The organism is Bacillus sp. LL01 (genome assembly GCF_001037965.1).
Genome location: NZ_LFEL01000003.1, coordinates 56,648 through 83,567, shown reverse-complemented (window position 1 = coordinate 83,567; position 26,920 = coordinate 56,648). Strand labels below are relative to the sequence as shown.

The 26,920-nt window shown below is 41.1% G+C and carries 27 protein-coding genes and 1 pseudogene; 9 read left to right on the top strand and 19 right to left on the bottom strand.

Features of this window, described 5'->3' with window-relative positions:
• Positions 1-194: 194 nt before the first annotated feature.
• Positions 195-1,283: an SDR family oxidoreductase gene (locus AB685_RS09975; protein WP_047970465.1), complete on the bottom strand. Its 1,089-nt coding sequence runs from the start codon at positions 1,281-1,283 to the stop codon at positions 195-197.
• Between the two features lie 113 nt (positions 1,284-1,396).
• Here AB685_RS09975 and AB685_RS09970 point away from each other — a divergent pair, with 113 nt between their 5' ends.
• The 3 genes from AB685_RS09970 to AB685_RS09960 all read left to right on the top strand — a co-directional run bounded on the left by AB685_RS09970 (position 1,397) and on the right by AB685_RS09960 (position 4,556).
• Positions 1,397-2,290 (top strand): Ku protein, encoded by an 894-nt coding sequence (locus AB685_RS09970; protein WP_047970464.1) that lies wholly within the window; start codon positions 1,397-1,399, stop codon positions 2,288-2,290.
• 63 nt (positions 2,291-2,353) lie between these two features.
• Positions 2,354-4,186, top strand: a complete 1,833-nt coding sequence (locus AB685_RS09965) for a DNA ligase D (RefSeq protein WP_347230865.1) — start codon at positions 2,354-2,356, stop codon at positions 4,184-4,186.
• 34 nt (positions 4,187-4,220) lie between these two features.
• Positions 4,221-4,556: a hypothetical protein gene (locus AB685_RS09960; RefSeq protein ID WP_047970463.1), complete on the top strand. Its 336-nt coding sequence runs from the start codon at positions 4,221-4,223 to the stop codon at positions 4,554-4,556.
• Between the two features lie 63 nt (positions 4,557-4,619).
• Here AB685_RS09960 and AB685_RS09955 read toward each other — a convergent pair whose 3' ends face one another.
• From AB685_RS09955 to AB685_RS09945, 3 genes are all read right to left on the bottom strand, one after another.
• Positions 4,620-5,597, bottom strand: a complete 978-nt coding sequence (locus AB685_RS09955) for a putative sulfate exporter family transporter (RefSeq protein ID WP_047970462.1) — start codon at positions 5,595-5,597, stop codon at positions 4,620-4,622.
• Positions 5,598-5,697: 100 nt separating this feature from the next.
• On the bottom strand, positions 5,698-6,588 hold the full coding sequence (locus AB685_RS09950; RefSeq protein ID WP_047970461.1) for an ABC transporter permease subunit: 891 nt from the start codon (positions 6,586-6,588) through the stop codon (positions 5,698-5,700).
• A gap of 12 nt (positions 6,589-6,600) precedes the next feature.
• A complete protein-coding gene (locus tag AB685_RS09945; protein ID WP_047970460.1) occupies positions 6,601-7,518 on the bottom strand; it encodes an ABC transporter permease subunit in 918 nt (305 codons plus the stop codon).
• Positions 7,519-7,827: 309 nt separating this feature from the next.
• Here AB685_RS09945 and AB685_RS09940 point away from each other — a divergent pair, with 309 nt between their 5' ends.
• Complete coding sequence (locus AB685_RS09940; RefSeq protein WP_082153590.1) at positions 7,828-8,964, top strand: mechanosensitive ion channel family protein; 1,137 nt, start codon at positions 7,828-7,830, stop codon at positions 8,962-8,964.
• 16 nt (positions 8,965-8,980) lie between these two features.
• Here the strand turns inward: AB685_RS09940 and AB685_RS09935 are convergent, their stop codons facing one another.
• From AB685_RS09935 to AB685_RS09930, 3 genes are all read right to left on the bottom strand, one after another.
• Entirely contained in the window at positions 8,981-9,166 is a 186-nt protein-coding gene (locus AB685_RS09935; protein WP_047970459.1) for a hypothetical protein, read from the bottom strand.
• 124 nt (positions 9,167-9,290) lie between these two features.
• Entirely contained in the window at positions 9,291-9,611 is a 321-nt protein-coding gene (locus AB685_RS31670; RefSeq protein WP_198530486.1) for a hypothetical protein, read from the bottom strand.
• Positions 9,587-11,875: a helicase C-terminal domain-containing protein gene (locus tag AB685_RS09930; RefSeq protein ID WP_047970458.1), complete on the bottom strand. Its 2,289-nt coding sequence runs from the start codon at positions 11,873-11,875 to the stop codon at positions 9,587-9,589. Before AB685_RS09930 ends, AB685_RS31670 begins: the two co-directional genes overlap by 25 nt.
• Positions 11,876-12,002: 127 nt before the next feature.
• Between AB685_RS09930 and AB685_RS09925 the strand changes: the two are divergent.
• Both AB685_RS09925 and AB685_RS09920 read left to right on the top strand, forming a co-directional pair.
• A pseudogene (locus tag AB685_RS09925) lies at positions 12,003-13,354 on the top strand (spore germination protein).
• Positions 13,355-13,368: 14 nt separating this feature from the next.
• Positions 13,369-13,671 carry a Ger(x)C family spore germination C-terminal domain-containing protein gene (locus AB685_RS09920; protein WP_082153587.1) on the top strand — a complete coding sequence of 101 codons (303 nt, stop codon included), beginning with the start codon at positions 13,369-13,371 and terminating at the stop codon, positions 13,669-13,671.
• A gap of 74 nt (positions 13,672-13,745) precedes the next feature.
• Here the strand turns inward: AB685_RS09920 and AB685_RS09915 are convergent, their stop codons facing one another.
• The 5 genes from AB685_RS09915 to AB685_RS09895 all read right to left on the bottom strand — a co-directional run bounded on the left by AB685_RS09915 (position 13,746) and on the right by AB685_RS09895 (position 17,427).
• Positions 13,746-14,468 (bottom strand): alpha/beta fold hydrolase, encoded by a 723-nt coding sequence (locus AB685_RS09915; protein WP_047970456.1) that lies wholly within the window; start codon positions 14,466-14,468, stop codon positions 13,746-13,748.
• Positions 14,469-14,537: 69 nt separating this feature from the next.
• Positions 14,538-15,161: an arylformamidase gene (gene kynB / locus AB685_RS09910; RefSeq protein WP_047970455.1), complete on the bottom strand. Its 624-nt coding sequence runs from the start codon at positions 15,159-15,161 to the stop codon at positions 14,538-14,540.
• Positions 15,162-15,176: 15 nt separating this feature from the next.
• Complete coding sequence (gene kynU / locus AB685_RS09905; protein ID WP_047970454.1) at positions 15,177-16,448, bottom strand: kynureninase; 1,272 nt, start codon at positions 16,446-16,448, stop codon at positions 15,177-15,179.
• An 84-nt stretch (positions 16,449-16,532) separates the two neighbouring features.
• Positions 16,533-16,760: a hypothetical protein gene (locus tag AB685_RS09900; RefSeq protein WP_047970453.1), complete on the bottom strand. Its 228-nt coding sequence runs from the start codon at positions 16,758-16,760 to the stop codon at positions 16,533-16,535.
• Positions 16,761-16,884: 124 nt separating this feature from the next.
• The gene (locus AB685_RS09895) at positions 16,885-17,427 is read right to left on the bottom strand and encodes a hypothetical protein (protein ID WP_198530485.1); all 543 of its coding nucleotides are present in this window, start codon (positions 17,425-17,427) and stop codon (positions 16,885-16,887) included.
• Between the two features lie 124 nt (positions 17,428-17,551).
• Between AB685_RS09895 and AB685_RS09890 the strand changes: the two genes are divergently transcribed.
• Positions 17,552-18,151: a hypothetical protein gene (locus AB685_RS09890; RefSeq protein ID WP_047970451.1), complete on the top strand. Its 600-nt coding sequence runs from the start codon at positions 17,552-17,554 to the stop codon at positions 18,149-18,151.
• A gap of 502 nt (positions 18,152-18,653) precedes the next feature.
• On the opposite strand, the gene AB685_RS09885 is transcribed toward AB685_RS09890, so the two are convergent.
• The 7 genes from AB685_RS09885 to AB685_RS09855 form a co-directional block, all read right to left on the bottom strand.
• The gene (locus AB685_RS09885; protein ID WP_053073781.1) at positions 18,654-19,394 is read right to left on the bottom strand and encodes a phosphatase PAP2 family protein; all 741 of its coding nucleotides are present in this window, start codon (positions 19,392-19,394) and stop codon (positions 18,654-18,656) included.
• A 127-nt stretch (positions 19,395-19,521) separates the two neighbouring features.
• On the bottom strand, positions 19,522-20,328 hold the full coding sequence (locus AB685_RS09880) for a GNAT family N-acetyltransferase (protein ID WP_047970450.1): 807 nt from the start codon (positions 20,326-20,328) through the stop codon (positions 19,522-19,524).
• 159 nt (positions 20,329-20,487) lie between these two features.
• Positions 20,488-21,447, bottom strand: coding sequence for a 3D domain-containing protein (locus AB685_RS32360; protein ID WP_047970449.1), 960 nt, complete (start codon positions 21,445-21,447; stop codon positions 20,488-20,490).
• A 243-nt stretch (positions 21,448-21,690) separates the two neighbouring features.
• A complete protein-coding gene (locus AB685_RS09870; RefSeq protein WP_047970448.1) occupies positions 21,691-22,683 on the bottom strand; it encodes a class I SAM-dependent methyltransferase in 993 nt (330 codons plus the stop codon).
• A gap of 2 nt (positions 22,684-22,685) precedes the next feature.
• Positions 22,686-24,029 (bottom strand): NAD(P)/FAD-dependent oxidoreductase, encoded by a 1,344-nt coding sequence (locus AB685_RS09865; protein ID WP_241773273.1) that lies wholly within the window; start codon positions 24,027-24,029, stop codon positions 22,686-22,688.
• A 240-nt stretch (positions 24,030-24,269) separates the two neighbouring features.
• The gene (locus AB685_RS09860) at positions 24,270-24,524 is read right to left on the bottom strand and encodes a DUF2164 domain-containing protein (protein ID WP_047970446.1); all 255 of its coding nucleotides are present in this window, start codon (positions 24,522-24,524) and stop codon (positions 24,270-24,272) included.
• A 27-nt stretch (positions 24,525-24,551) separates the two neighbouring features.
• Positions 24,552-25,379, bottom strand: coding sequence for a VanW family protein (locus AB685_RS09855; RefSeq protein WP_047970445.1), 828 nt, complete (start codon positions 25,377-25,379; stop codon positions 24,552-24,554).
• Between the two features lie 212 nt (positions 25,380-25,591).
• Here AB685_RS09855 and AB685_RS09850 point away from each other — a divergent pair, with 212 nt between their 5' ends.
• Together AB685_RS09850 and splB are read left to right on the top strand one after the other, a co-directional pair.
• Positions 25,592-25,849, top strand: coding sequence for a transcriptional regulator SplA domain-containing protein (locus AB685_RS09850; RefSeq protein WP_047970444.1), 258 nt, complete (start codon positions 25,592-25,594; stop codon positions 25,847-25,849).
• Between the two features lie 15 nt (positions 25,850-25,864).
• Positions 25,865-26,890, top strand: a complete 1,026-nt coding sequence (gene splB / locus AB685_RS09845) for a spore photoproduct lyase (protein WP_047970443.1) — start codon at positions 25,865-25,867, stop codon at positions 26,888-26,890.
• Positions 26,891-26,920 lie beyond the last annotated feature (30 nt).

Here is a 26,920-nt window from a genome sequence, read left to right as displayed (position 1 = left end):
GTAGATTTTCGTTCCAGGTGTTCGCTTTCCACGGGGCGGTGCTTGAGCCTCCTCACAACGCTTCAGGGGTCTCAAGTCTACCGCTACCTCCCGTAGGAGTCTCACACCTTGCACTACAATCTTCAGGGAGATTCTATATGAAAACGATTCTGTAAAGACTGTCAAAAGAAAGAGAAGCCGAGGTCAGCTTCCCTTTAGGAAATATGAATATGTTTCATCACATCATATTTATGCTCGTTATAGTACTTCACCATGGTGGCTGCAGTTAGTTGGAATGGAGGACAGACAATTCCGGATTCCTCTAAAATGCTTCTGGCCACTGTACAATCGAAACTCCCTTTCCATGTAAAATAATCCAATGCTTCACGTTCCACCTTCATCCACTTTCTGGCCGTTGGAACACGGAGGAATGTTTTTGCCAAAGGAAGTGGAATCGAGCCTTTTGGTACCTTTTTTAGTAATTTATCCATTAATACTGTATAAGCTTCTCTTATCGTGATAGGCTCAGGGTTGGTTAGATGGAGCGTTTTACCTAGTGCTCGCTCCGAGTGGGTAAGAAAGCATGTACTTTTGACAATATAATCAATTGGTACAACATTAAATTCCGCCTCGCCCTTCCCCAGATGCGGGATCAATGGAAGAAAACGAAGGGAGTTAAGGAAATTCAACATGAGATATGGACCATCAAATTTAGTGGTTTCACCGGTTTGACTGTGCCCTTTGACTATTCCTGGACGGATGATGGTAATGGGAAGCTTAGTTTTCTCTTTTTCCACCAAGACCTCTGCCAAGTATTTTGTTTCTTCATAATGATTTTTAAAGGAGCATTCATGAACGAGCTCACCCTCGAGGATCTTCCCTTCCCTTTTTCCAGCTACATAAGCTGTACTGAAATACATAAACCGTTTCAAATTGGGCAAACCCCTTAGCCATCTGAGCACTTCCTGCGTACCATTAACATTCACTTGAAAAGCGATTTCTTTTTTGACGGCCAAATCATAAATGGCAGCCAAATGAAAAACATATTGAGTTCGGTCTCGAACCATCTCCTGGTCCTCTTCCTTCATCATTAAATCCGGCTGTGTGATATCTCCCTCTATAATATGAAAAGATGTCTGCGGATACAGGCGTTGATAGGTTTGCATGATGGGAAGAGCCATGCTTTTTTGTGTGGGAAGAACCAACAGGAAAATATATGATACTTCCTTTTTCGTTACTAAAAGTTCACGAACCAATTCCTGACAAATAAACCCCGGAAATCCAGTAAAAAAATACCCACTCAACCGTCCTATCCCCTTCCATTATTTATAATACTTATCTTTTATAATAAGGATAAACTACCTTTGAGTACCTGAATAGTACTTTTGTCAAAATTTTATAACTTAGGTGATAAAGCATGCATACAATGTGGAAAGGCTCCATCAGTTTCGGCTTGGTCAATATTCCAATCAAAATGTATTCCGCAACAGAGGACAAGGACATTAAGCTCAGGACATTGCATAAAGAATGCAACAGTCCTATAAAGTATGAAAAGGTCTGTCCAAACTGTGATAAAGAAGTGGAACAGAGTGACCTTGTTAAAGGATATGAGTATGTCAAAGGAAAATATGTCATTTTATCAGACGACGAGCTGAAGGAATTAAAAGAAGAACATGAAGATAAAAGTGTAAAGATTATTGATTTTGTCAAACTCGAGGACATCGACCCCATCTACTTCAATCGCTCCTATTTCCTGGGACCTGGGGAAAACGGCAGCAAAGCCTATTCTCTTTTGCGTGAAGCCCTGGATGATTCCAAAAAAATTGGAGTGGCCGAGATTACCATCCGCTCCAAACAACAGCTTGCCATCGTCCGGGTCTATAATGACTGCTTGGTTATGGAAACAGTCCATTACCCGGATGAAGTGCGAAATGTTTCCGATGTACCAAGCGTGCCGGAAAGAAAAGATGTGGATCAAAAAGAGTTGGATACTGCCATAACATTAATTGATCAATTAACAACTGAATTCGATCCCGAAAAATACCATGATGATTACCGGGAAGCCGTCCTACGACTCGTTCAAGAGAAAATCAATAAGGAAGAAGGAACCACCACCCCGACAGAATCAGATAAGACCAATGTGGTGGATCTCATGAGTGCTTTGCAGGCAAGCATTGAACGGACAAAAGATCAGGGAGATAAACCAGTCAAAAAGAAAGCGGAGTCAAAAACAAAGTCTGAAGAAAACAAAGCAACTGAAAAAGCCAAGCCGAAAAAACGGACAACGAGAAAAAAGAAAGCATCTAGCTGACAGGTTAGATGTTTTCTCCTGTTTGTTTTCGGTCCTAAATAATCCAAAAGGAGGTGCTGTTCCTTGATTAAACCGATGCTTCCAACCCTTCACCGTGATGCACCTGTAGGAAAGGATTGGGTTTATGAGGTGAAGTATGACGGGTTTCGTTGTCTCGCTACCATAGAATCGTCCAAAATTACGCTACAAAGCAGAAATGGGCTTGATTTAAATTTGTCCTTCCCGGAAGTGGTGAACTATTTAGAAGAGCTGACTAGAGAAGCAGATTTTGTTTCCTTGCTCCCTTTAACTCTAGATGGTGAGCTGGCAGTATTGACCTCCCCTGCTAAAGCAAACTTTTCCGCCATCCAAAAGCGGGGGCGGACAAAAACAACAGAAAGGATTGCTATACTTGCCAAGGATCATCCAGCCACCTTACTTGCTTTTGACATCATTAAACTTGGAGGCAAAAGGCTAACCGGGGACACTTTCAAAGAACGCAAAGAAAAACTACAATCGATTTTTATTCAGTTCAGCCTGCCAGTATCCCCTGTGGTTTCTGACCAAATACGACTTCAGTTCATTCCCTCTTTTAGGGACTTAGAGGAGCTTTGGGATGAAGTCAAACTGCAACAAGGGGAAGGAATCATCGCAAAGAAATGGAATAGTACATATAAAATTGGAAAAAGGACATCAGATTGGATCAAAGTGAAAAATTATAAGACCATTACTTGTTTCATCACTTCCTATCAGAAGGAAAACGGGTATTTTCATGTGGGGGTATTTGACGGGAAGAAAAGCAAGGAGATTGGTCTGTTTTCTCATGGCATCTCTTCTGAAGAAAGAACCGCTTTATTAAGTGTCATAAAGGAAAACAGTTTTAAAGAGGACCAGCACTATATATATGTTCAACCGGGAATATGTGTTGACATCTATTATTTGGAACTCTATCAACACCAACTTCGCCATCCTGAATTTAAGCAGTTCCGTTTTGATGTTGATGTAAACGATTGTACCTTGAAGCAGTTGGCAAAACGGGAGCTTCCTGCTTCTGTTTCTATCACGAATCCGGACAAGCCGCTTTGGCAAGATCCATTGGTCACCAAACAGGATTACCTTGAATTTCTATCATGTTGTGCTCCTTTTGTGCTTCCATTCCTGAAGAACAGACTACTAACGGTCATCCGCTATCCTCATGGTATGTATGGAGAAAGCTTTTATCAGAAGAACTGTCCTGACTATGCACCTGAATTTGTTGAAACCCATATGGGGCAGGATATTCACTATATGATGTGCAATAACCTTGAAACATTGATCTGGTTAGGAAATCAATTGGCGTTGGAATTTCATGTGCCTTTCCAAACGGTACATACAGTTGAACCTGGCGAAATTGTTTTTGACCTGGACCCACCCTCTAAAGAGGATTTTTCAGGAGCAGTCACAGGAGCGTTAATGATGAAGGAGGTATTCGATCAGCTTGAACTCAGATCATTCATAAAAACATCAGGTAGAAAGGGGCTGCAGGTCTATATCCCTCTACCTGACGGGAGATTCTCTTACGAGGATACGAGAAAATTTACGGAGTTTATTGCAAATTACCTTGTGTCTAAGGAACCTTCCCTCTTTACTGTCGAGCGGCTTAAAAAAAATAGAGAAAATAGAGTGTATGTCGACTTTGTTCAGCACGCTGAAGGCAAAACCATTATCGCACCCTATTCACTGAGGGGGAATAACTTACCTACAGTTGCTACTCCTTTAGAGTGGAACGAGGTAACGGAAAATTTGAGACCGGAGGATTTTACATTGTTTACGGTATTGGAACGATTGAAAGTAAACGGAGATCCTTTTCAACAATTCTATGCATGGAAAGCGAAGCAACCGTTTGAAAAGGTCCTATCCTTTCTAAGAAATAACTGAAAAATAGCTTGAATATGGAACTAGAGTCCCAAAAATGTATAACATCATTAGCCAATGGAAAAAATGGACACTAAAAAAGGAAAAGGTGATTGTTGTGCAAGCCTTTGCCGTTGTCCATCCCATTGTCGAATTTGATGATAGCTTAATCATAGAATTTATTGACGAAACCGAACCTGAAGACAGTCGCAGATACCGCCTGTTTTTAAGGAAACAATCAATGCAAGTAACTAAGCTGATAGTGTACCGCCCTAAGCTTGAATGCTGGCAGGATATAACATCTATGATTTCCACTTTCTATTTGGCTTCCCTGAAATCAAAACTACTAGAGCAGTCCGCAGAATATATAGACAATAAAGACGCAATCTCCTAATACTTTGCATTTACGTATTTATATTAATATACGATGCCCTATATTGATTCTTGGTTCGCACTTTCATACCAAATACAAAGTTAACAACAAGCTGGTAACACCAACAAACACTGAAGCTATAAGCCCTGCAACAAATGGCTTCCACCCCAGGCTTTGTATATTTCTCCATTGCACTTGAAGTCCGATTCCTGCCATGACCATAATTATCAGGAACTTCGCAACCTGGCCAAGATACTCACTGAGCATTTCTGATATGACTCCCGTCGAATACAATCCACTCATCAATAAAAAGCCAAGCACGAATATCGGAAAAGCTCCCTTAATGCTGGTATGCTCATCATTTTTTCGGACGACAATAAATGAGACCGCTAATACAAGCGGAAGAATGAATAGTGTTCGCACAAGCTTGACGGTTGTGGCAACCTCCCCAACTTCATCACCAAGCAAATACCCGACAGCTACAACCGATGAGGTATCGTGGATGGATGTACCTGCCCATATTCCCATCTGAAGCGTTGACAGATGGAGCCATTGACCGAGGAAAGGATATAGGAAGGTTGCTAGGATATTAAAGAAGAAAATGGTAGAAACCGCATAGGCCACTACTGTTTCCTTCGCATGCACCACACCTTTTATCACAGAAATGGCAGTGGCACCACAAATACTTGTTCCTACACCAATCAGCAAGGATAGTATTTTGTCTATTTTCAGAAGTTTTCCTACTAATAGCGTGACCGAAATCCCCCCTACAACTACAAAAAGGATGACCAGAATCGATTGAGAACCGATGTCCAGGATACTTTTAAAGGACAATGTTGCACCAAGTAACACAATAGCTACCTTCAGCCATTTTTTAATGACTAGATCCACTCCTGCCATGTACTTTTCATCTATATTCACACTGTTTCTTATCAGGATTCCAATCAACAAAGCAAATATCACTCCGCCAATGGAAGGGAAATACTCGCCAAAAAACTTGGCAGCGACCGCAATTAAAAGTACCAGTAGTATTCCAGGAATCCATCTATTAAGTTTTTTCATTTGTATTACCCCTAACACTTCTAAATGAACACTTCCCCTATTTTATAGAATTAAAAAAAGACTGTCGAGCACTTTTCGACAGTCTAATGAAAATTCCGGATTATGCTTCCAATCGATGGAAATGTTTTCTCAACCCTTCTCCCAAAACATTAAAAGTCAATACGCTGAAGGCAAGGGCCAGTGCAGGAAAAAATGGAATCCAGAAGGCTCGCAACAGGTCCCCTCTCGCCTGTCCAAGCAATGTTGCCCAATTAAGGCTCGTGTTTTCGATGATTCCCGACCCGTAAGACAATTGGACGAACTGTTGTGTTATGAAGATACTAAAGATGCCAAGCTGACCTATTAACAAAGCGATTCTCCCCATATCAAGAAAAAATTGAACAACCAGGTCTGGCAAAGCATTCGGAATGAAATACTTGCTAAATAGAGTAATAGAAGATACCCCCACCGTAATACCCGCTTCCACGTATGGGGTATTTTTTATGGAATGGAACTGGCTTTGCAGAACTGTTCCCACCCTTCCGACTTCAATGGATGCAAGTATGACAATGGCCCAAAAGAAGCGGTGCTCATGAAAAAAGATGATAGGCAAGCTCAATAGGATAATAGCAGAAAAAATTACTGGCAATGCCGAGAAAATCTGGTTCCAACCTTGCAGGATCCAGTGGGCTGCCCCCTTTTTATTAACAGATAGTAATGCTAATACTATTGCAATGAAATAACGCAGTATTGCCACCGCAAGTATCAGCCCCAGTGTTTCCTTAGCACCCACTACAATGATACTTAATAGATCCCTACCTTCTTTATCTGATCCAAACAGAAAATCTCTTGAAGGTTCAAACGGTGCCGTTTCAACGCCGGAATCTGTAAAAACCACTCGTTTCGATTCAAGTACTGTATCTATAAACGGTAGATAGGGACCAACTAAGGTTATCAGCACCAGAAAAATAAAAAATCCACTTCCGATTATCAATGTCCAATTACGTTTCATTTTGTCTGCTCCCTACCTTGCTTCCATTTTCTTCATTAAAATTATAGAGATGATCTGCGAGAGGAATACAATGACCATAAAGCTGAGCCCAAATCCAATGATGAGACCGGACTCATTTACATAGCGCATACTTCCTGACAAAGAACTTTTAACATCAAGCGCCTGAAACATTCTATATGCCGCACCTCTATAATCCAAGAGCCACTCTACAATCAATAGATTGGATAATAAATAGAGCATCACAGCCGGGAAGTTTGAAATGATTGGATACACACTGTTTCTGAGCATATGCTTCCATAGAACCCTTTCTTTGGAGAGTCCTTTGGAGCGGGCAACTTGTATGTAAGGCTTCCCTTTTTCGTTCCCTAGGGTCGCCGAAGTGATTCTTGCTACATAGAGCATGGGGTACAAGGCAACCAATCCACCGGCTATGAGGAAACTGAACCAATGGTCATGGCCGAAAATCTTGATGAATGGAAAATGAAAGATGATCAGCCATTGAAGACAAATAATCAGAAAGAAATCGGGAATAGATTGTATCAACCATGTAAGGCCTTTTCCAAATACATTCCAACCGTTGAAGCGGTCAAAAAAATCAAAAATCCCTTTTAAAACACCGAAGATTACGGTTATGGCACACGCGGTGAAAATAACCTTGAGGCTTCTGCTAAGATGGGGCCATAGCTCCTCCTCGGCAGGTTTGTTATATCTTGTCATTCCCAGTGTGTCATTTTCTCTCACATCTATAATGAACATGGAAATATTATGCTGATATGCTCCCCACGAAAACTCATAACCATACTCCAAAGTCTGTGCCCTTCCCTGAACAGCGATGTCCGGCTGCCTTGGAAACAATACAGCAAGGATCAAAAGTACAGCAATCAACAGAAAGAACAGGAATGACTTTGTTATGTTCCACAAAATCCCCATCTCAGTACCCCCCAAAATAATTTCACGATATCCGAAATACTTTTTATATAGTAAAATACTACCACTGTTCATTTTGTAATTCTATAAAAATATTAACTATTCCGACATTTATTAATAAGGCTAGTCGTTGAAATCTAAAGGACTTCATAGTAATATAGTGATTTATGATAGAATCGATTAAAGCTTGATACATTGGGCTCGGTGTGTATGGAGTTTTCTTATATCGCTTATTCCACCGATCAATAAAGAGTTGAATAGTCTCTCAGAAAAATAACACATGGATGCACCCACCCGAAGGAGGTTTGTGCTTTGTATAAAACGATTGATTGGTTCACCAATTTCTTTACAGCCGATTATTGGACTAATCTGGAGTTCTGGCTGGATTTAGGGGTTTCCCTAATCATCCTGTTGCTTTTCCTGTTATGGAGAAAGCTTTTCACCAAGTATTTTTTCAAAGGGATATTAGCTTTTTCCCGGAAAACGCCTACTGATCTTTTCACTTATCTTGTGCTGGCCTTTGATAAACCGGTCAGAATGTTTTTCGTCATTTTGGGGATATTTTTCGCCCTTAAAACAGCTCCGTTTACCCTAATGGAGCCTGTAACATTATCTAAGATAATGCGATCATCGATTATTGGATTATTTTCCTGGGGGATTTTCAATTTCATCCCATATTCATCCAATCTTTTCACCAACCTTTCCAACCGTCTGGATTTTGAAGTAGATAAGATTGTCATGCCCTTTGTCACAAAGGTATTGCGTTTCATTCTACTCGCATTGACTTTCAGTATTGTGCTGGAGGTTTGGGAATATGATGTGGGTGCAATTGTAGCCGGGCTTGGCCTTGGAGGTCTTGCATTTGCCTTGGCCGCGCAGGAATCCCTGAAGAACCTGTTAGGTGGATTCATCATTGTGACAGAAAAACCATTTACAATGGGGGATTGGATCAAGACGCCAAGTGTGGAAGGTGTGGTAGAGGATATCTCCTTCCGCAGTACGCAGGTTAGAACCTTTGCGCAAGCTATAGTAACTGTTCCTAATGCTACTTTATCAAATGAACCGATTACGAACTGGTCAAAAATGGGGAAGCGGCAAGTCAGCTTTAAGCTAGGTGTTCAATATGATACATCACGTATAAGTCTGGAAAGAGTAGTCCGGCGTATTGAAAACATGCTGCATAATCATAAAGACATCGACCAGGAAACCATTCTAGTCCGTTTTGACAGCTTTGGTGCAAGCAGCTTAGATATCTTTCTCTACTTCTTTACGAAATCCATCATGTGGGGAGAATATTTGGAAGTCAAAGAGGATATTAACTTCAAAATAATGGAGATCCTGGAGGAAGAAGATGTGGTTGTGGCCTTCCCTACCAGAACATTGCATTTTGAAAAAGGACCGCAGGAAGAAAAAGTGAAAGAACTTAGTGTTAGTGGCGAAAAGGCATAACCCGTTGGCAATTGGGTTATGCCTTTTTTATGTTATTCACTTTTTTGCTTGGTACATCGTAAAAGAAATAATGGTATTCTGTCTTCAATTCCGTTGTTGTCATTCCGTCTAAAATGAGTGAATCATAGACACCTATTAATAGAAGCTTGTTAATATAATGTTCACGTTGCTTCTCCAATGCTTTTTGGAGCTTTTTACTCATCTGCCTCCACTCCCATTTTCAATATTTATTAAGTATTGTACCCGACAAATATTGATGCAGGATAAAGCCAGTGTAAAGATTTTTTAAAGCTGTTTTCGTAAATTTTGTTGCTTTTTCGTATTTATCAATCACCCGTTATATCCCTTCCTGTCGTGCTCTTTTCCCGGGTACACTGAGTAATATACATGCCTATTTTAGAGTAGATAAGCCGTGAAAAATCCAAAGGCCGATTTTTCTTGTGAAAAATCCAAAGGCCGATTTTTCTTGTGAAAAATCCAAAGACCGAGTTTTCTTGTGAAAAATCCAAAGACCGAGTTTTCTTGTGAAAAATCCAAAGGCCGATTTTTCTTGTAAAAAGTCCAATAGCCGACTTTTTACTAGTGTATAGCAACAATCTTTGAGAAAAGAGCCTTTTTAAAATCATTTCGGGGTGAAGTGCTGCCATTCAGGAGGGAGCAAGTTTCTGTATTTAGGTTGAAAATACCGATCATCGAGAAAGAGGATAAATCCTGTGTCTTCCTCACTTCGGATTAGCCTTCCACCTGCCTGCTGAACCTTGTTCATTCCAGGATAAACATAGGCGAAATCAAAGCCATTATGACCTAGTTCCTGAAAATATTCTTTCATGACATTTCTTTCGGGGGATAGCCTCGGCAAGCCGACACCTACAATCCCCACACCTTTCAACCGGTCGCCCTTCAAATCTATCCCCTCGGAAAAAATTCCGCCCAACACGGCAAAGGCGATAAATGTGCCTTTTCTGTCAGCAGAGAAGTTCAGTAAAAAGTCCTCCCTCTCCTCTTCTGTCATCACCGGTTGCTGTAGGACGGTTTCAATGGAATCTTCTACCGCATACTCCTTGTATGCTTCAAAGACCAGGGTCAAATACTCATAAGATGGGAAAAAGATGAGAAAATTCCCTTCTTTAGCATGGAAAACCTCCCTGATGGCATCAATGATCAGAATCACGGATGACTCCCGATCTTTATATTTTGTAGATACTTTTTTGGCATAAACCTCTAGCTGCTCAGGTTTAAAAGGAGTTGGGATGGAAAGATGATAGTCATTCCTCTCCCCACCGAGCACAGTCTGGAAATAGCCCAGTGGATGTAAAGTTGCAGAGAAGAACACAGTGGCAACCGTCTTACTCGTCAACCGCTTGATTGCTGCGGAGGAATCCATGCATGCCAACTTTACGAGCACTTCGCTCTGAAAGATCGACACAATCGTCTTATAGCGTTCATCATATTCCTTTGCGATGCGCAGGAAATCCTGCCCTTCAAAATAGGCCGTCAGCACTTCCTCATGGGCCATTCCTGATGGATGACGTACCAACCATTGTTCACAAGCTTCCACCGCTTCCGTCAACACCTCCACCAGATGATCCGGCTTTTCTTCAAATACAAAATCGTTCGAAACAAGCATCTCCTTTTTCCACTTTAAGAGTGCATCATTTACCGCTTTTATTTTTTTGAAGAGCTCCTTATCTAGGTTTTTCACTTCCCTGCTTGCCTGCAGGAAAACAGATTTCGTCAGATTGGCAGAAAACATCTCCCTGGAACGGTCAACCAGGTTATGCGCTTCATCCACCAGAAGAACTGTTTCTTTATGAAAATCTCCCCACCGTTGCAGTTTAACTTTTGGGTCAAAAAAGTAATTGTAGTCACAGATGACAACATCAGCAAACAACGCAAGATCCAAAGAGAACTCAAAAGGACACAGCCTGTGTTTTTGCGCATATCTCTCTATCGTTTCCCTGTTCATAAGTTGTTCATTCTGCAAGATATCGATTATTCCATCTTTCAACCTATCATAATGCCCATCTGCATACGGGCAGAATTCTTTTTGACATATCGTTTCTTCCTGAAAGCAGATTTTATCCTTAGCAGTTATCGTCACCACTTTAATGGCTAACCCTTTATCCATTAACAGCCGAAAAGCTTCTTCAGCCACCAATCTTGTAATCGTTTTTGCAGTCAAATACATGATTTTTTCCGGTGTGCCCTTTTGCAAGGACATGACAGCTGGAAAAATGGTTGCAATCGTCTTGCCTATCCCTGTTGCTGCTTTGGCAAACAGTCTCTTTTCTTCCATAATAGTTTTGTACACAGCCTTGGCAAGATCTCTCTGTCCGGTGCGATAGGATGTATATGGGAAATTCATATTCCTTATGCTCTCCGTTCTTGCTTCATTAAAAGCCAGCAAGTTCTTATGAAATTCAATGTACGCCTGGGTCACTTCCTGTACAAAGCCGGAAAGTTCGGTCACCCTATACTCCTTTTTAAATGTCCGTTCCTCAAAGCTGCTTCTTTTCGCATACACCATATGCACCGTTATGGTTTCCAGATTGTGTTTCAAACAATAGATATAGGCATACATTTTCAGTTGAGCCCAATATGTCGGGAAATCCTGTTCGGTAATGGCGCTCAAATCCCTTGCTGTCGTCTTGATCTCTTCTATAATCACTTGTTTATCCGTACGGTATATTCCATCACATCTTCCCTCTATATGTAACGCGTAGCCATTCAACGGGATATCAATGGAAAGGTGTACTTCCTTTTCATAGTCTTCCCCTCTATTTCCTTGAAGTCGTTGGTGTGTTTTCGTACCTTCATGCATAACATTTGCCCCTGTAAATCTGCTGTCTATGCTGCCACCCATCATTACAAATTCTACAAGCTTTCTAACTGAGACAGATAATTTCTTCATGATTAAAAACTCCCGAGGTTTATATTCCTTTAAGTATAACAAAAGAACTTTTGGTCTCATGCATAAATAAATCTATTTGTTAGGAAAATATAGTAAAACCCTGTTTCTAAAGGAGGTGAATGAGACCATGATGAACAACGACCCTCTTGTTCTTACCACTAAATTGGAGGAAAACCTGCTTCATTTAAGGGAAACTTTCGTCCATACGGAGGATTTCATTATGGAGTCTCTTCACCGGTACAACGAAGAAGCTTACTTATTATACATCGACACAATCATAGATAAAAAACTCGTGGAAGAAAAAATTATAAAGCCGATGCTTGGAACAGGCTCTGCAAGTCAAGCTTTGGTTAAAGAAACAAACAGTATGAAAGAAGTAGCAAATTATTTATTACATGGAAATTGCATCCTATTGAAAAAAGATTCAGAGCTTGCACAGGTGTTTGATGCTTCATACTTTAAAACACGGAATATATCGGAGCCAGAAACGGAAGGTGTCATCCGGGGTTCGCATGAAGGTTTTATAGAATCATTAGGAAGCGTCTTCACAATTCAAACTTGAAGATTAAGTTTTTCACGATCGGAAATGATTCCCACACCAAAGTGAGCATAATTTACCTTGATCATATAGCAAATAAGAATACAGTTCAATTGATTGAAAATAAGCTTACTGAAATCGATATCGACTTTGTCCTTGCTCCAGGACATATCGAGGAATTTTTAAGTAATAATTTTTCAATATTCCCGACCATGCTTAGTACGGAAAGGGCTGATCGTACTGTCGCCAACTTGATGGATGGTAGGGTTGCCATTATTGCCGAAAACAGTCCTGGAGCCCTCTTAGCACCCACTACCTTTTTTACTTTCTATCAGTCACCTGATGATTACAACAGCAGGTGGTATATTGGACCCTTTATTCGTTTTTTGCGTATTCTCGGATTTTTGATTTCTGTTCTCCTTCCAGCTTTGTACATAGCCATCGTTTCATTGGAATATGTTCCTTACCCTCCCTTAGTGGAGGCTTTTGCAATGCAAATTACATTAGAGATTTTAAGGGAGGCTTCCATCAGGCTACCAAGCAGGATTGGTCAAACCATTGGTGTAGTCGGAGGATTGGTAATCGGGACAGCAGTTGTAGAAGCTAACCTAGTCTCTAATACCATGATAATTGTGGTTGCTATCACCGCCATTTCCTCTTTCATTGTTCCGATTACAGAAATGGGTTCCTCTATCAGATTGTTGGGTTTTCCATTTATGCTAATAGCATCCATGTTCGGATTGATCGGAATGAGCTTTTTGTTTATGTTTGTATTAATTCACTTATGTAAATTAGAGTCATTTGGCACCCCTTATTTTGCACCGTTTTCCACATTAAAATGGACAGAGATGAAAGACACATTGATTAGGGTCCCCTTGCCATTCATTAGAACACGTCCAAAAGACACTTTGCCGCAAAAGAAGAAAAAGACAATTAAGTAAACTCCCCTTCTGATATAAAAGTAAACATAGATTTAAAAATATCCGGTTCCATTGTAGAGTATCCAAAAGATGGGCTCATAGATAAAAAAGTAGTTAAGGAATTGGAAAAAAAAGCTGCTAAGCATATAGAGCTTCAGGCTCAAGAAGTGATAAAGATTATACAAGAAGCGAATAGTGACGTATTGAAAATCGGGCAGAATATTAAAGTTCATCACAATAAAACATGGAAAGAGATTAAGTGGCGAGAAGTATATCCCACTATTGAAATCATTCCAAACGTAAGTGTGCATATCACAGGTACGGGGATTATCAATTAAAAGGAGGAGTAGGTCCGTTTCTGGACCTACTCCTCTAGCATTATGCCTTTGACGCACAACAAGTTTGGGGCTAGTTAAAAACTCCTAACAACCCCTTGTACCACTCTCTTCCACTGTTCCTCTTTCGATATTGCCGCCTCATTATCCCCATTTTGCAACCCGTAATCACCAAATTGAGAATGGTTTCCACCTTGAACAATAATCGTGTAGGTCTGTGATGGCAGACGAGAATCCGCTTCTGTCAGGGCCTCCTCATCTATTACACCATCCAGCTGTCCTTCTAATGTGATAACCTCTCCTTTAAATGAAGTTAAATCATCACCTTCTGCTGGGTAGGCTGCCATCAGAATCAAGCCTGACACTTTTTCGGGGTTATTTTTTACATATCTTGCTGCCATTGTTCCTCCAAGGGAATGACCGGCAATAACCCACTCCCGATCGGGAAATTTTTTCATTACTTTATTTGCTTTATTTGGATTCAACACCGCAAGATGCAGCGGCATTTTGGCGATGATAAATGGGACTCCTTGCTCTGCAGCCAACTTCGCGATTGGAGCGTATGCGGCCGCCTCCACTCTTCCCCCAGGGTAAAAGATGACTCCAATTTCGTCGTTTTCTTCTTTTGGAAAAAAGGAGATCCATCCCCTGTCTTCTTTTACGACAACTTTGTCTGTCGACTCCATACTGTCTTGATTGACTAATTTATAAGGTGTAGCAAGCAGATAGAGACAGGCAACAGCTGCTACACTAACAATGATACCAATGGTTACCAAACTGTTCTTTTGCCATTTTTTCATTTTAGTACCTCACCATAATAGATTAGGTCTATTGTATGAAAAGTAGGATGGGAAAGCAAATTTTGACAGCTAGTCTTTTATAAGTATTGCTCTCACGGGGCTTCCATCTGCGCCTTTAAGCTTTAATGGTAGTGCAATCAACTGGTATTCGCCTTCTTCCACTTTCCTCAGGTCTAACCCTTCGAGAATGCAGATATTTGCTTGGTGCAAGGTATGGTGGATAGGCAGGTCCTTGCTGTCGAGCTCATCCACACTTGGGAGATCTACTCCGATAAGAGGTATTTGCATTTTTTCCAGAAGCTTAACCACTTCAACAGATATAGTTGGTATTTTAACAGGGAACTCCTCTTCCATTTCCCATGCATTTGTTTTAAAAAGAATTCGTTTCGTTGGATGAAGAGATATGGTTTCCTCCACATGGTTCAGCTCAACTGTTTCATGTTGGCTTACATCCACTACAACTGCAGGTCCCATGAAGATAGAGAGATCCAAATCATCCATTCTTTTTCCATTATCATCAAAGTGAAATGGTGCATCCACATGAGTTGCAGTATGAACGCTCATTTTGACACTTCCGACATTGACTGATCCTGTGTGCTCCTTTGACCAGTTTACAGTGTAATTGAATGGAGTATCCCCTGGCCATGTAGGGGTACTCTCACTAAGTTGTCTTGATATATCGTACACTTTCATTTGCTTGCTTCCCCCTTATGCTACCACTTCTCGTTCATTAGAGTGCTTTTCATAGTGCTTCTCTTGCATAATCTGCTTTACTATTTGAACCGTCTCATATACATCTTTGTAAGTAGTATAGAGTGCAACAGGTGCAAGTCGGATAATATTCGGTTTGCGGAAATCAGGTACGACCCCTAATTCCTTTAATGATTTACATATCCGGGCTGCTTCCGGATGCTCGAGGCTGACGTGACCTCCGCGGTAAGTATCCACTTTTGGATTTGTAAGCTGGAAATTGAATCCGGATAGTTCTTGTTCAATAAGTTCCATCAATACTCTTGTCTGGTGCAGGGATTTCTGGCGGATTTTCACCATTCCTACCTCTTCAAACATTTGTAATGACCCAAGCAATGGAGCCATACTAAATATGTGAGGTGTTCCGATCTGGTATGCTCCACTCGTAGTTGCAGGCGTAAAGGTATGCTCCATATCAAATTGCTTTTGCTTATCTGACCCGAACCAGCCCGTTAAACCGGGAGTCTCATGGAAGTGCTTCTCATGTACAAACAGTGAACCTACTCCACCGGGACCGGCATTGAGGTACTTGTAATTGCACCAATACGCGAAGTCCACTTGCCAATTGTGGAACTCATGAGGAATGGCACCTACCGAATGGCAGCCGTCCCAACCAACTAAAATGCCTTTTTCATGTGCAGCCTTCGTTATTTTTTCAATGTTGAACAGTTGCCCACTGCGATATAGCACAGTCGGCAAAATGAGCATCGCCACGTCTTCATTCAGAGAATGGATAATATCCTCCTCGTTAATGGTATGGCCATCCCGGCTTTTCACTCTTATAAGATGCTCTTCCGGGTTTAAGCCCTTTAGCTTTAGGATGCTCTGTATCGCGTAGATGTCAGAGGGAAAATTCAATTCATCCGCAACGATTTTCGTCCTGTTCCCTTCCGGTTTATAGAACGTTGCAAGTAACTGGTGAAGGTTACTCGTTGTGGAACCTGTCACCATCACTTCTTCCTTTTTCGCTCCAACTAATGTTGCACTTAACTCCCCTAGCTTTTCCGCAAAATAGAACCAAGGCTCATCCCCGCTTGTCCAGCCATCTATTCCAAGGTTCTTCCACGTATCCAGCATACTCAATAAAGATGCCTCTGCTCTCTTCGATAGAAGTCCAAGTGAGTTTCCATCCATATAGATTGAATCTTTTTTTATGTAAAATTCTTTACGATATTCCTTTAAGGAATCTTTTTCATCCCATTTTTGAATCTGTTCCGTTGTTATCGGCATTATGTACTCCCCCTTTGCTTTCCTTCACATTATCTCATTGTTCTGTTAAATTGGACAAGAAAAAAAGACCCTATAAAGAGTCCTCTAAAGTACATTGTGAGTTAATTTAAGAAAAAGCTCCTGCATTTTCTTTTCTGCAAGATCATTTACTATATTTCTTGTTTGCAAGGAAGGATTACCATTGATTCGGAAGCTAAAGTCAAGAATTTCTGGATGCATTTCGGAATACATAAATTCGATTTTCACTTTATGTCCTTCTGAGTCCATCATCAGGGTGCATACTTTATTGCCCATAAATTCTGTGATTTTCACGACGGATTCCTCCTTCTCTCCTTTCACATACAATTACTATTTCTACAGATATGGACAAAAACCTTTGTTTTCACAACAAATTATTTGAATTTTTTGCAAAAAAATAAGCGGAAATTTAATCCGCTTAAAAGTTCTTTTTCAAATAATTGTTCACTCTTCTGATTTCTCGGCTGTTACCTTGCGCATGGGTAATACCCCAAATGTTTGTTTCGCCTTCTTCCTCTGTAACTTCATTTAGTGTTACATCCAAATCATGAAAAATGCGGTGTAAATATTTGAGCGCCGTTCTGTCATCGTTTCTCTCGACAAGGGTGATAAGCGCACTGGCATTTTCCATATCATTCCATACTTTGGATGGAGCAAACCCCTCCGCTTTTAGCCATTTTACGGCCGCCTTCAGTTCTTTCCATTCATCGGACGTTTTTAAATTACGAAGGTTGACTGTGTCAGCGCCTCCCCATCCTGTCACATTGTTTAAATATTTATGTTGGACCGATAAAACCTCTAACGTGCTTATCTCCCTGTTTTCCTGATATATAATATCATCCTCATATTCCTGATGATCAATCTCCTGAACACTTGCTAGCGTAGTCGAGGAAAACAACGAACCCCCATCTACATAATCGTAATAATGATATCCGATGACGCCAATTATAGAAATCATCATAAATGCAGAGATAAATTTCAACAAAGCCCTCACTCCCAATACGTCATGCCCTATCTGACCCTTTGCTTTGCCCTCCACCTCGTTTATTGGTAGGATTAAAAGAAAAAGCAATAGGTGAGAATTCATGAAAAAACAACTTGTTATCTCTATTATCGTCTGTTCACTCATAATGTTAACAGCCTGCGGGGAACAAAAAGAGACAAATGAGCCTGGACCCCTGGATGGCCTATTTGCTGGCACCGAGCTTTCCTATGATGAGTATAAATTCATCATGGAGCATATCGTAGATCGCGCCAGGGAAATGGAAATCGAAAACAAAGAGCTGGAAAAATGGGTAATCCGTGTAATCGGTGATGAAAGGCTTATGAACAAAAGAGACCTTACCAAAGAGGAAGCCATGGAGAAAGCGGATTATAATCTTAAGTATTACGAAGCATTTATGTCCGTTGCCGAAAATAAATATAATGTTTCTGTTTCAGAAGATGAACTGGATGCATGGATAAAAGAAGGGCCGGACCAAAGTGAGTTTCCTCAGCAAAAAGCGTATGCTGAAGCATTAAATATGACGCTAGAGGAATTGAATCATGAATATGACAGGGACTTATATAAACAAACAATAATGATGGAAAAACTCCAACCAGTGTTACAAGAAGCATACGGTACAACTGATGGAGATGAAGTTGGCGAGAAATTCAATGAGGAAATAGAAGGTCAAATAAAATAGGACGGCCCATACCGGGACCGTCCCAGACTGTTGACAAAGCTTTGAAAATATTTGAAACTGCATCTAGCTGTTGATATCTCCGTTCCAGGCGCTTCGCTTTCCGCGGGCGGTCCGGAAGCCTCCTCAGGCTAAGCGAGGGCACTGAAAAACTGAAAACAAATTGTTTTTAATGGTTTCTAGCTGTGGATTGGAGCAAATAGCGTAGACTCCTGCAGGGGAGTAGCGACAATCTTGAGACCCCGCAGGGCGCAGCCCGAGGAGGCTCAAGGTCGCCCCGCGGAAAGCGAAGCTATTTGCGGAAATCAACAGCGGTGTTTACCCAAGAACTAAAATTCAGTACTTTTTCAGTGGCCTCGGCTACGCCTTGCGGGGTCTTCCCTGTCCCCTCCTCCCGCAGTAGTCTGCGCGCCTTCCACTGCGATCAACCTGGTTAATGCATATTCCATAGAATAAAATAACTTTGTCTACACACTGGGACGACCCATACATGGATCGTCCTAATTTATTTTCTATGATGAATAAGGTTTGAAATAGACGCCCGCTTATCCTTGTCCCGATACACCCTCATCATTTCCATCGAGAATATGCAACAGATTAACCAGATGAGCCCGACGGCATAACCCGCCAGTATATCACTCGGATAATGGACATAAAGGTAGACCCTGCTGAGGCCTACACTGATGATAAGAACCGACAACAGACCGATTGCAAGCATTCTCGTTTTAAAGAAACGTTTCTCTCTTCCAATAAAGTAGATAAGAAACCCGTATAATATAAAACTCCCTAGCGCATGACCGCTTGGAAAGCTAAATCCGTTTCCATCGTATTCCGGAGCCAATGAAGGCCGCTCCCGCTGAAAGACGTATTTTAAGACAAAGATGAAACTACCTCCCCCAGCAATCGCCAGGACGAAAAACAGGATACCTAGCACATCCCGTTTTCTCAACCAAAGGAATAAGACCGTAAAAACGCTAGCTATCGTTATCCACCAGACAGAACCTGTTTCTGTTATAAGCTTGAACACAGTGTTTAAGGTTCCGTTTTCTACGGATTGAAAATACTCCATAATTACATGGTCAAATGTGAATTTCTCCTGTTCCCACACATCCTCTGCCAGCTCAAGGAACAGAACGGTTGCAGTGATCATGAGTCCTATCCCAGCAAGAATAAGCAATCCTGGCGCCCATACTTTTTTAAAATCTATCTGCTCTTTCCAGTAGCGAGCTTCTTCTTTAAAATTCATCCTATCGCCTCGTTTATATTTTCAGTTGCCTATTACCTTATTCCACTTTAGCAACCTCATAAAACTTTCTACTTGGGATGTGATGGTGAGAAAACTCTGGCGCATACTATTTGTGAGGCAGTTTTTTTTATTCTTGACCATGAAACGAATACATCATCCAGAACCCGATATCCTGAAATCCGATACGCTTGTAGATCACTCCTGCATTTGGGTTGTCATAGAACAGGCACAACTCTTTGCCCTCTCCAAGGAGCTTGGTACACAATTTGACCATACACTGCGTTGCATATCCTTTCTTTTTAAAGGCGTCCAAGGTTGCTACCCCCACTACCATGGCAGAAAGGGTGTTTTCTGCTGTAGTGGAAGCGGTAGAAACCATTCTACCGTTTTCCTCCACATAATAGGACCGGGAAACCCCTTCTTCTAGCCCACGCCTTTTTCTTTCCACTGTAATGTTGGAGTCACTGAACTCTGGGATGGAATTCAATAATTCAACCAGTTTTTCGGCATCTTGTGAAGTGGCCTGAAGGACTGCGGAAGTATCAACAGTTTTTGCTAAACCCGATGACAGAGCTGTACATTTTGCATAATAGGTCTGTCTCTTTCTTTTTAAACGATGCTTGACAAACGGTTCAATCTTCGCAGTTATTTCTTTCAAACCTGACATCATATTGAAATTCGGATCACTCAGCATAATGTTCGCAAAGCCTTCTGCATCAAAGTTTGAATTTGCATAAGGGATATAATTTTCTTCATATTTCAGTAGAACGGCTTTAAGCGCCCCACCTTCGTCAAATTCCCCCCACAACTTCTGAAAATCCTTTTCGTATCCGTAAGCCTCGATGTCCCCAATTATAAACAGGTTTTCTGCCGGCTGTTCACCCAAAAAAGCAAAGCATACATCGTGGTCCCTTTCTGTCAGTCTTCTGATCATAATAATTACCTCTCCCTATTTAATAGTTGGAAATATTCTCATATTTTAATAGAAATATGTTCAAAGGGGAAGGGAAATTTTATTTTACCGTTACCCAAAAATCAGATGCCAAAAAAAAGAGGCCACCCAATCACATTAGGCAACCCCTCTTCCTCTAAATTACTTATAAACTTTAACTTGTACTTCTTGTACACCATAGTTGATAGCATCTTTGTATTCTGGAATGAAGATATCAATTTTGTTTCCTTTGATTGCTCCACCAGTATCTCCAGCGATTGCTTCACCATATCCTTCAACCCAAACTTTGGATCCTAGAGGAATAACATCTGGATCAACAGAGATTACTTTCATGTCAGGATTTTCCAACAAGTTGATTCCTGTTGCAGTAATACCGGAGCAACCTTCACATGTTGCTGTGTAAGCAGTCGCTGTCATCGTTAATTCCTGCGCTACTTCCGGATCAGCTGCTGTTTCTTCTTCTTGAGCCGGCTCTTCTGTTACAGGTTCTTCAGCTGGTGCTTCTTCTGCTGGCTCTTCTGTTACAGGTTCTTCAGCTGGCACTTCTTCCGCTGGTTCTTCTGTTACAGGCTCTTCAGCTGGTGCTTCTTCTGCTGGTTCTTCTGTTACAGGTTCTTCAGCAGGTTCTTCAGCAGGTACTTCTTCCGCTGGCTCTTCTGTTACAGGCTCTTCAGCTGGTGCTTCTTCTGCTGGCGCCTCTTCTTTGACAGGAGCTTCTACAGGGACTGGATTACCATTCACATAAATTACTAGATCGTCTCCTGCATAAATTAAATCAGGGTTAGCAATGGAATTCCATTCTGCTAGTTTCTGATAGGTAACACCTTCATAGTTTTGGGAGATTCCCCATAACGTATCGCCCTTTTCAATTTTGTAGCGTTCAGATAATGCCACTTTTAATTGATCTTGTGGGAAGATAACGTCGCTTGATAGTCCGTTCCAATCTTTTATCTCTTCTACTGATATGTTATTAGCTTTAGCGATGTCCCAAAGAGTATCGCCTTTCTTTACCGTAACTTCTGCAGCAGAGGCATTCGCACCTAAACTGAACGTGCCTGCAAGGGCCGCTGCCGTTACCAAGGATACCATGGTCTTTTTCATACTAAATACCTCCTATGTATTTGACTCAGTGGTACCATCATAACATTTTTCTGATAGATTCAAAGAACAGTAGAATAACATTTAGGTTACGTACATAACGAGTATATTAAGGGACTATTACGAGTTTTCCTTATATTAGAAGGATAAGGAAAACTATTCTAGTAGAGGGTTATTGATCCAAAAAATAAGGCTGAACCTGGAATTTCTCCAAAGCTCAGCCCTTGTTTACTTTACTGTGTTAAACTATTTTATTTTCTTAAAAGTGATCTGATACCATCCACCCTCTTTAATAACCGGCTTCAATTTTTCCACTTTCAGTTGTGCCATATCGGCTAGATGTTCGAGATCACTTTCTGATGGGAGAGGGTACAAATTATCGAACGCTGTAAAAAAACTGTTGAACACGCTGGAAAATTGTCCTCCATGCTTTGAATTATGAATAGGTGTTACCACCGATAACGTCCCTTTTTTCGGAAGCCATTCGCTGATTCTCTTGAACAGTTGGATTCGGTCATCCGGGGATATATAATGAAGAATATTGTTCAACATGACAAAGTCCACTTTTTCATCTGGTGACCATTTATGAACATCCTCACAAACTATCTTGATTTGTTCTTGTTTTTCACAGTTTCTGCTTGCTTCTTCTGCCACATCTTCATTCAACTCTATCCCGAGCATCGTTGCTTTAGGAAACTTTTGTGAGAGTTTCAGAAGATAGCCTCCACTACCACAACCAACATCCACCACTGTTTTCGGTTTGGCCTTTTTCATTACATTCATGACCCTCGGTATGGCCAGCTGCTCCAACAGTGAGGACGTTTGCGCCACGACCATGCCATGTTCCTTTTGATTAAACTGTTCTTTCTTTTCTGTTTTCATCATCTTCGGATATTTTATCAGTGTCGGAATATGCAACTCCATCATTTCTTTCAACAGTACACCAGTGGACCTCGGGTTATTCTTACTGGAAGGGACCATGAACTTTTTGACCGTCTGGTAGCGTTCTTTGGATTTCTTTTTCAAATAGCCGATGACCCCGCCAACCTCAACCCATCTTTTTAAAAGATCTTCTTTCAAGTCTTGTTCCTGAGCAACTTCCATTATTGTCTTCGGTTTCTTGAATGCTTCATATAAATCCAGTTCATATCCAACATAGGCATGCCAACTATAAAGGAATGGTAGATTTCTTTTCATATACCCTCTTGCTTTTAAAAGCCTTACATATTCACTTATCATACCTATGCTTCCTCCTTCTTCTCTCTCCACGGGTAATCTTCTTCTTCTGTAAAAAGATGTCGACGATCGATTAGGTGATTTTCCCGCTCCTTCCTTTTAGGGGCCACCCCGGTCTGAATGACCCGGTCAACCAGTGACTCCTTCCATATGCCGAGTCCGGAAATATTCAACATATGCTTAGTATGAAGAACCGGATCATTCGTGAGCTGTTCCATCACCTTACTTCTCCAAGACACCAAGGATTTTAAAGGCCTGGAATAGGCAAGAGCTGAAAGATGGCTCAATTTTAATACATGTCGGACCCTAGGCTTCCTTACATTTTCGTAATAGGAAAGTTTCTCGGTGCTATGCTGGTCATTGTCGTACATCCAACAAAGGAGTTCACCTAACACATCACCATCTTGAATGGCGAGGTTCATCCCTTCACCTGCCATCGGATGGACGCTATGCGCTGCATCCCCAAGCAATGCCACGTTATCCTTCACATAGTTGGAAACATGATAATGTACCGGAATCATAAGTTGGATTTTTTTCCATGAATCGATTTGTTGTACATAACCATCCAGTTCAGGATAAAGTTCCAAATACTTTTTATAAAAAGATTCCAGCCCTTCTTCTATCATTTCCTTGTAGGTACCTTTAGGAATCAGATACACCGTTCGCACAAGATTATCCGGTAAAGGGAAAAGTCCAAGGAATGTATCATCAGTGGAGATAATTTTTCCCTCTGTCAATGTTTCAGGCCTCGGAAAGGTAACGGTCAGAAAGTGATGGTCATACTTCTTCTCCTTTTTCGGCACACCCATCGTTTCTCTGATTTTCGATTTACGGCCCTCTGCACTAATGTAGTAATCTGCCTCAAGCAATACTTCTTCTTTTTCTATTCTCACCTTTGCTTTTTTACCTTCAAAGCCTATAAACCTTCCAGGCTGTATATATTTGAAGGAAGGGTATTTCTCAGCTTCCTCTAGTAGGATTTTTTTCAATGTTTCATGGGGAATCATCAACGCGAAGTTATATGGTTCCGGTAATATGTTATAACTCATGGATTGCATCGGTAGGGAGGGCTTCTTATCGAGCTTATTCTTTTCTATCAGCTCTATTTTGTTTATAATATGACCTTGGTCCAATACACTTTTGAGAATTCCATTCTTCTCAAAGATCTGCAACGTCTTCGGCTGCACCAATTCTCCCTTGTACATATGAGTACTACCTTTGACCTGTTCCACAACCGTAACCCCAATACCACACTTCGCAAGCTTCAGCGCTACCGTCAATCCGCCAACACCGCCCCCAATCACCAACACATTCGCTTTCATTACCATCACCACCTCTACTCCATTCATTCCACTAAACCAAAAAAGCAAAACGTGTTAACTCTCTAAAAAATGGGTCACAAAATAAAAGGTCAAATAAAGCAAATAAAGGGTCAGACCCCAGCAGGATTTTCGACCCTTGTGTCGAAAGCCACAATATGTACACCCTCCTCCTAAAACCCAAAACAAAAAAACAACCTCTCTGGCCTACAAAGCCAAAAAAATTGTTTTCATTATGTCACCTTATATAGAAGAAACACGTCAAAAACTTTACCTGTACCTGCCGCCCCCGGTAGACCGCTTCAGGGCTTCGATGTCCTCTTCAACAGTTACCCAACGCTCTTCCATCAAAGCTTTCGCATCAGCAATACCCTGATTGTAATAATACGGCCCTAGTTCTTTCATAAAGACGTCCAATAGAAGGTCCGCTCCAAGTTCACCGATCTCTTCGTCGCGTTCATCCTGAAAATAGGCTTGTATCTTGCCTATCATCTGGTCTTTCATTTCTTTTGGAATGGAAATCATTTTAGTACACACACCTTTAGACGTAGATTAGCCACTTTGCTCCGCTGCTTCCAAGAGTGGCTCATACATCATAATAGCATGATTTTCGGTAATATATTGGTCATCAACTTTATTCCCATCCAAATTCATGACTTTTCGGTGAATGATGTTGTGACGAAGATAACCTCCCCAATACGCTGTTGTGATACTATGTTCCTTTTCATACACTTTATATTGATGAAGCGGGGGATTGGCCATTCTCCACTCCCCAACCAAATAGTCTCCTTCCAGCCAAACACATAGTTGAAAAGGCTGGTCTGAATCATTTCTAAGCTGCAAATCCAGATAATTATATGAGCAGGTCGCTCCACTTCCAAACGGCTGAGTCCTCCTGCTATCAGGAAAAACATCAAAACTGTGGCGGTACCGCTCCGTAACGGTTAGCGGAGTATGCAACGTCATCCAGTAGATAAGATTAGACAATTGACACAACCCTCCGCCAAGTCCAGGTTTATATGTGCCATAAAAAAGCACCATACCATCCACATAGCCCTTCCTTCTTGTAGGGTTTCCAATAAGTTTCCAATACGAAAATGTTTCTCCTGGCCTGATGACAAGACCATTCAGCTTTTCCACAGCAAGTCTCAAATTGATCACTTTTTTATGCTGATACCACATATCCACATTCTTCAACTTCCGCAGGGTTGGAGTTTTATGAGCGAAAGCTTTATATGGAAGCTTTTCATTTGTTAACTCTTCCGCATAAGTTTTATCCCCCATTTTCCATTCAAACCAGCGCTTTATTATGTAAAATTGCGTTCCAAGCCAAATACGAAATGCAGACCTTTTCTTCGGTCTTAAATCAACATGATTCATCAAACATCCTCCTCCCAGTATATTCCTATACATTAGACGTTTGAGGGCAACTATAAGTTTCAAAATATTTAAAAAACTAAAACTAAAAAGGAAATGTTTCCATCTTATTTCACTCCCATATTTTCTCAAGGATAATTTTCCCCCTTTATTAAAAACTATAAAAGTAGCAACGCAAAAGAAGAAAAGAACCTACCAAAAAGCAGGTGAATGTAATGGAACTTTATGAGCAAGCACAATCATCTTCCCTTAAGGAAGGAGATGTCGTTTACCTATTTTATCGCAACCCCCATACTCAGAATGTCGCAACTGTCCAGCAAGCAAGCATTGTGGCAAATCCTTATGAGGACGGACAATTATCTATTTTCTTATATGACACCTACTATCCTTTATCTGATGAATTTGTGTTTTTCACGTCTCTAGAGGAAGCGGAAGCACTGTATAACGATTATTTTGGACCAACATACGAATAATAAGGAGGGATTTGATTGAAGCCGTTTGTTCCACAGCTTGTTTATATTGAACCAAAGGCCCTCGACTACCCGCTTGGGATGGAATTGAAAGAGAAGTTTGAGTCGATGGGATTGGAGATTCGGGAAACCACTTCACATAATCAAATTAGAAACCTTCCTGGAGATAATGATTTTCAAAAATACAGAACCGCTAAATCGACGCTTGTTGTCGGAGTAAGAAAAACATTGAAGTTCGATTCATCCAAACCTTCCGCAGAATATGCAATCCCCTTCGCTACTGGCTGTATGGGGCATTGCCACTATTGTTACTTACAAACAACAATGGGAAGCAAACCCTATATCCGAACATACGTAAATCTGGACGAGATATTTGACGCTGCCGATAAATACATGCAGGAACGCGCTCCCGAAATCACGAGATTTGAGGCCTCATGTACCTCGGATATCGTAGGAATTGACCATCTGACACATTCCTTAAAAAAAGCGATAGAGTACTTCGGTAAATCAGAACATGGTCTCCTACGCTTTGTTACGAAATTCCATCATGTCGATCATCTTTTAGATGCCGATCACCGCGGAAAAACTAGATTCCGCTTCAGTGTCAATGCCGATTACGTCATCAAAAACTTTGAACCGGGAACCTCTTCTCTAGACCTTAGAATAGAAGCAGCCGCTAAAGTGGCAAATGCAGATTATCCGCTTGGATTTATCGTCGCTCCCATCTACTTGCACGATGGATGGGAGGAAGGTTACAAGACTTTGTTCCAGAAGCTTTACGACAAACTTCCTGCCAGCGCAACTGAGGACCTGACCTTTGAATTGATTCAGCACAGATTCACCAAGCCTGCCAAAAGGGTCATCCAGCAGAACTATCCAATGACAAAGCTTGAACTTGATGAAGCAAAACGCCAATACAAATGGGGACGTTATGGAATCGGAAAGTATGTCTATAAAAAGGATGAGGCAACGGAAATCAAGGAGACTTTATCTGAATATATCCATTCGTATTTTCCACAGGCGAGGATTGAGTATTTTACATGATACTTTTCAACTAAAAAACAGCATCCCTAT

Coding starts and splice junctions, on each gene's coding strand:
- AB685_RS09950 (WP_047970461.1), bottom strand. CDS start 6,588: ATGAAACGTAATTGGACATTGATAATCGGAAGTGGATTTTTTATTTTT.
- AB685_RS09930 (WP_047970458.1), bottom strand. CDS start 11,875: ATGAAGAAATTATCTGTCTCAGTTAGAAAGCTTGTAGAATTTGTAATG.
- AB685_RS09865 (WP_241773273.1), bottom strand. CDS start 24,029: ATGAATGGAGTAGAGGTGGTGATGGTAATGAAAGCGAATGTGTTGGTG.
- AB685_RS32360 (WP_047970449.1), bottom strand. CDS start 21,447: ATGAAAAAGACCATGGTATCCTTGGTAACGGCAGCGGCCCTTGCAGGC.
- AB685_RS09960 (WP_047970463.1), top strand. CDS start 4,221: ATGTATAACATCATTAGCCAATGGAAAAAATGGACACTAAAAAAGGAA.
- AB685_RS09855 (WP_047970445.1), bottom strand. CDS start 25,379: ATGAATCATGTTGATTTAAGACCGAAGAAAAGGTCTGCATTTCGTATT.
- AB685_RS31670 (WP_198530486.1), bottom strand. CDS start 9,611: ATGGCAGCACTTCACCCCGAAATGATTTTAAAAAGGCTCTTTTCTCAA.
- AB685_RS09885 (WP_053073781.1), bottom strand. CDS start 19,394: ATGAATTTTAAAGAAGAAGCTCGCTACTGGAAAGAGCAGATAGATTTT.
- kynU (WP_047970454.1), bottom strand. CDS start 16,448: ATGCCGATAACAACGGAACAGATTCAAAAATGGGATGAAAAAGATTCC.
- AB685_RS09970 (WP_047970464.1), top strand. CDS start 1,397: ATGCATACAATGTGGAAAGGCTCCATCAGTTTCGGCTTGGTCAATATT.
- AB685_RS09895 (WP_198530485.1), bottom strand. CDS start 17,427: ATGATGATTTCTATAATTGGCGTCATCGGATATCATTATTACGATTAT.
- AB685_RS09860 (WP_047970446.1), bottom strand. CDS start 24,524: ATGATTTCCATTCCAAAAGAAATGAAAGACCAGATGATAGGCAAGATA.
- AB685_RS09850 (WP_047970444.1), top strand. CDS start 25,592: ATGGAACTTTATGAGCAAGCACAATCATCTTCCCTTAAGGAAGGAGAT.
- AB685_RS09935 (WP_047970459.1), bottom strand. CDS start 9,166: ATGAGTAAAAAGCTCCAAAAAGCATTGGAGAAGCAACGTGAACATTAT.
- AB685_RS09890 (WP_047970451.1), top strand. CDS start 17,552: ATGAAAAAACAACTTGTTATCTCTATTATCGTCTGTTCACTCATAATG.
- AB685_RS09945 (WP_047970460.1), bottom strand. CDS start 7,518: ATGGGGATTTTGTGGAACATAACAAAGTCATTCCTGTTCTTTCTGTTG.
- AB685_RS09955 (WP_047970462.1), bottom strand. CDS start 5,597: ATGAAAAAACTTAATAGATGGATTCCTGGAATACTACTGGTACTTTTA.
- AB685_RS09870 (WP_047970448.1), bottom strand. CDS start 22,683: ATGATAAGTGAATATGTAAGGCTTTTAAAAGCAAGAGGGTATATGAAA.
- kynB (WP_047970455.1), bottom strand. CDS start 15,161: ATGAAAGTGTACGATATATCAAGACAACTTAGTGAGAGTACCCCTACA.
- AB685_RS09915 (WP_047970456.1), bottom strand. CDS start 14,468: ATGAAAAAATGGCAAAAGAACAGTTTGGTAACCATTGGTATCATTGTT.
- AB685_RS09880 (WP_047970450.1), bottom strand. CDS start 20,328: ATGATCAGAAGACTGACAGAAAGGGACCACGATGTATGCTTTGCTTTT.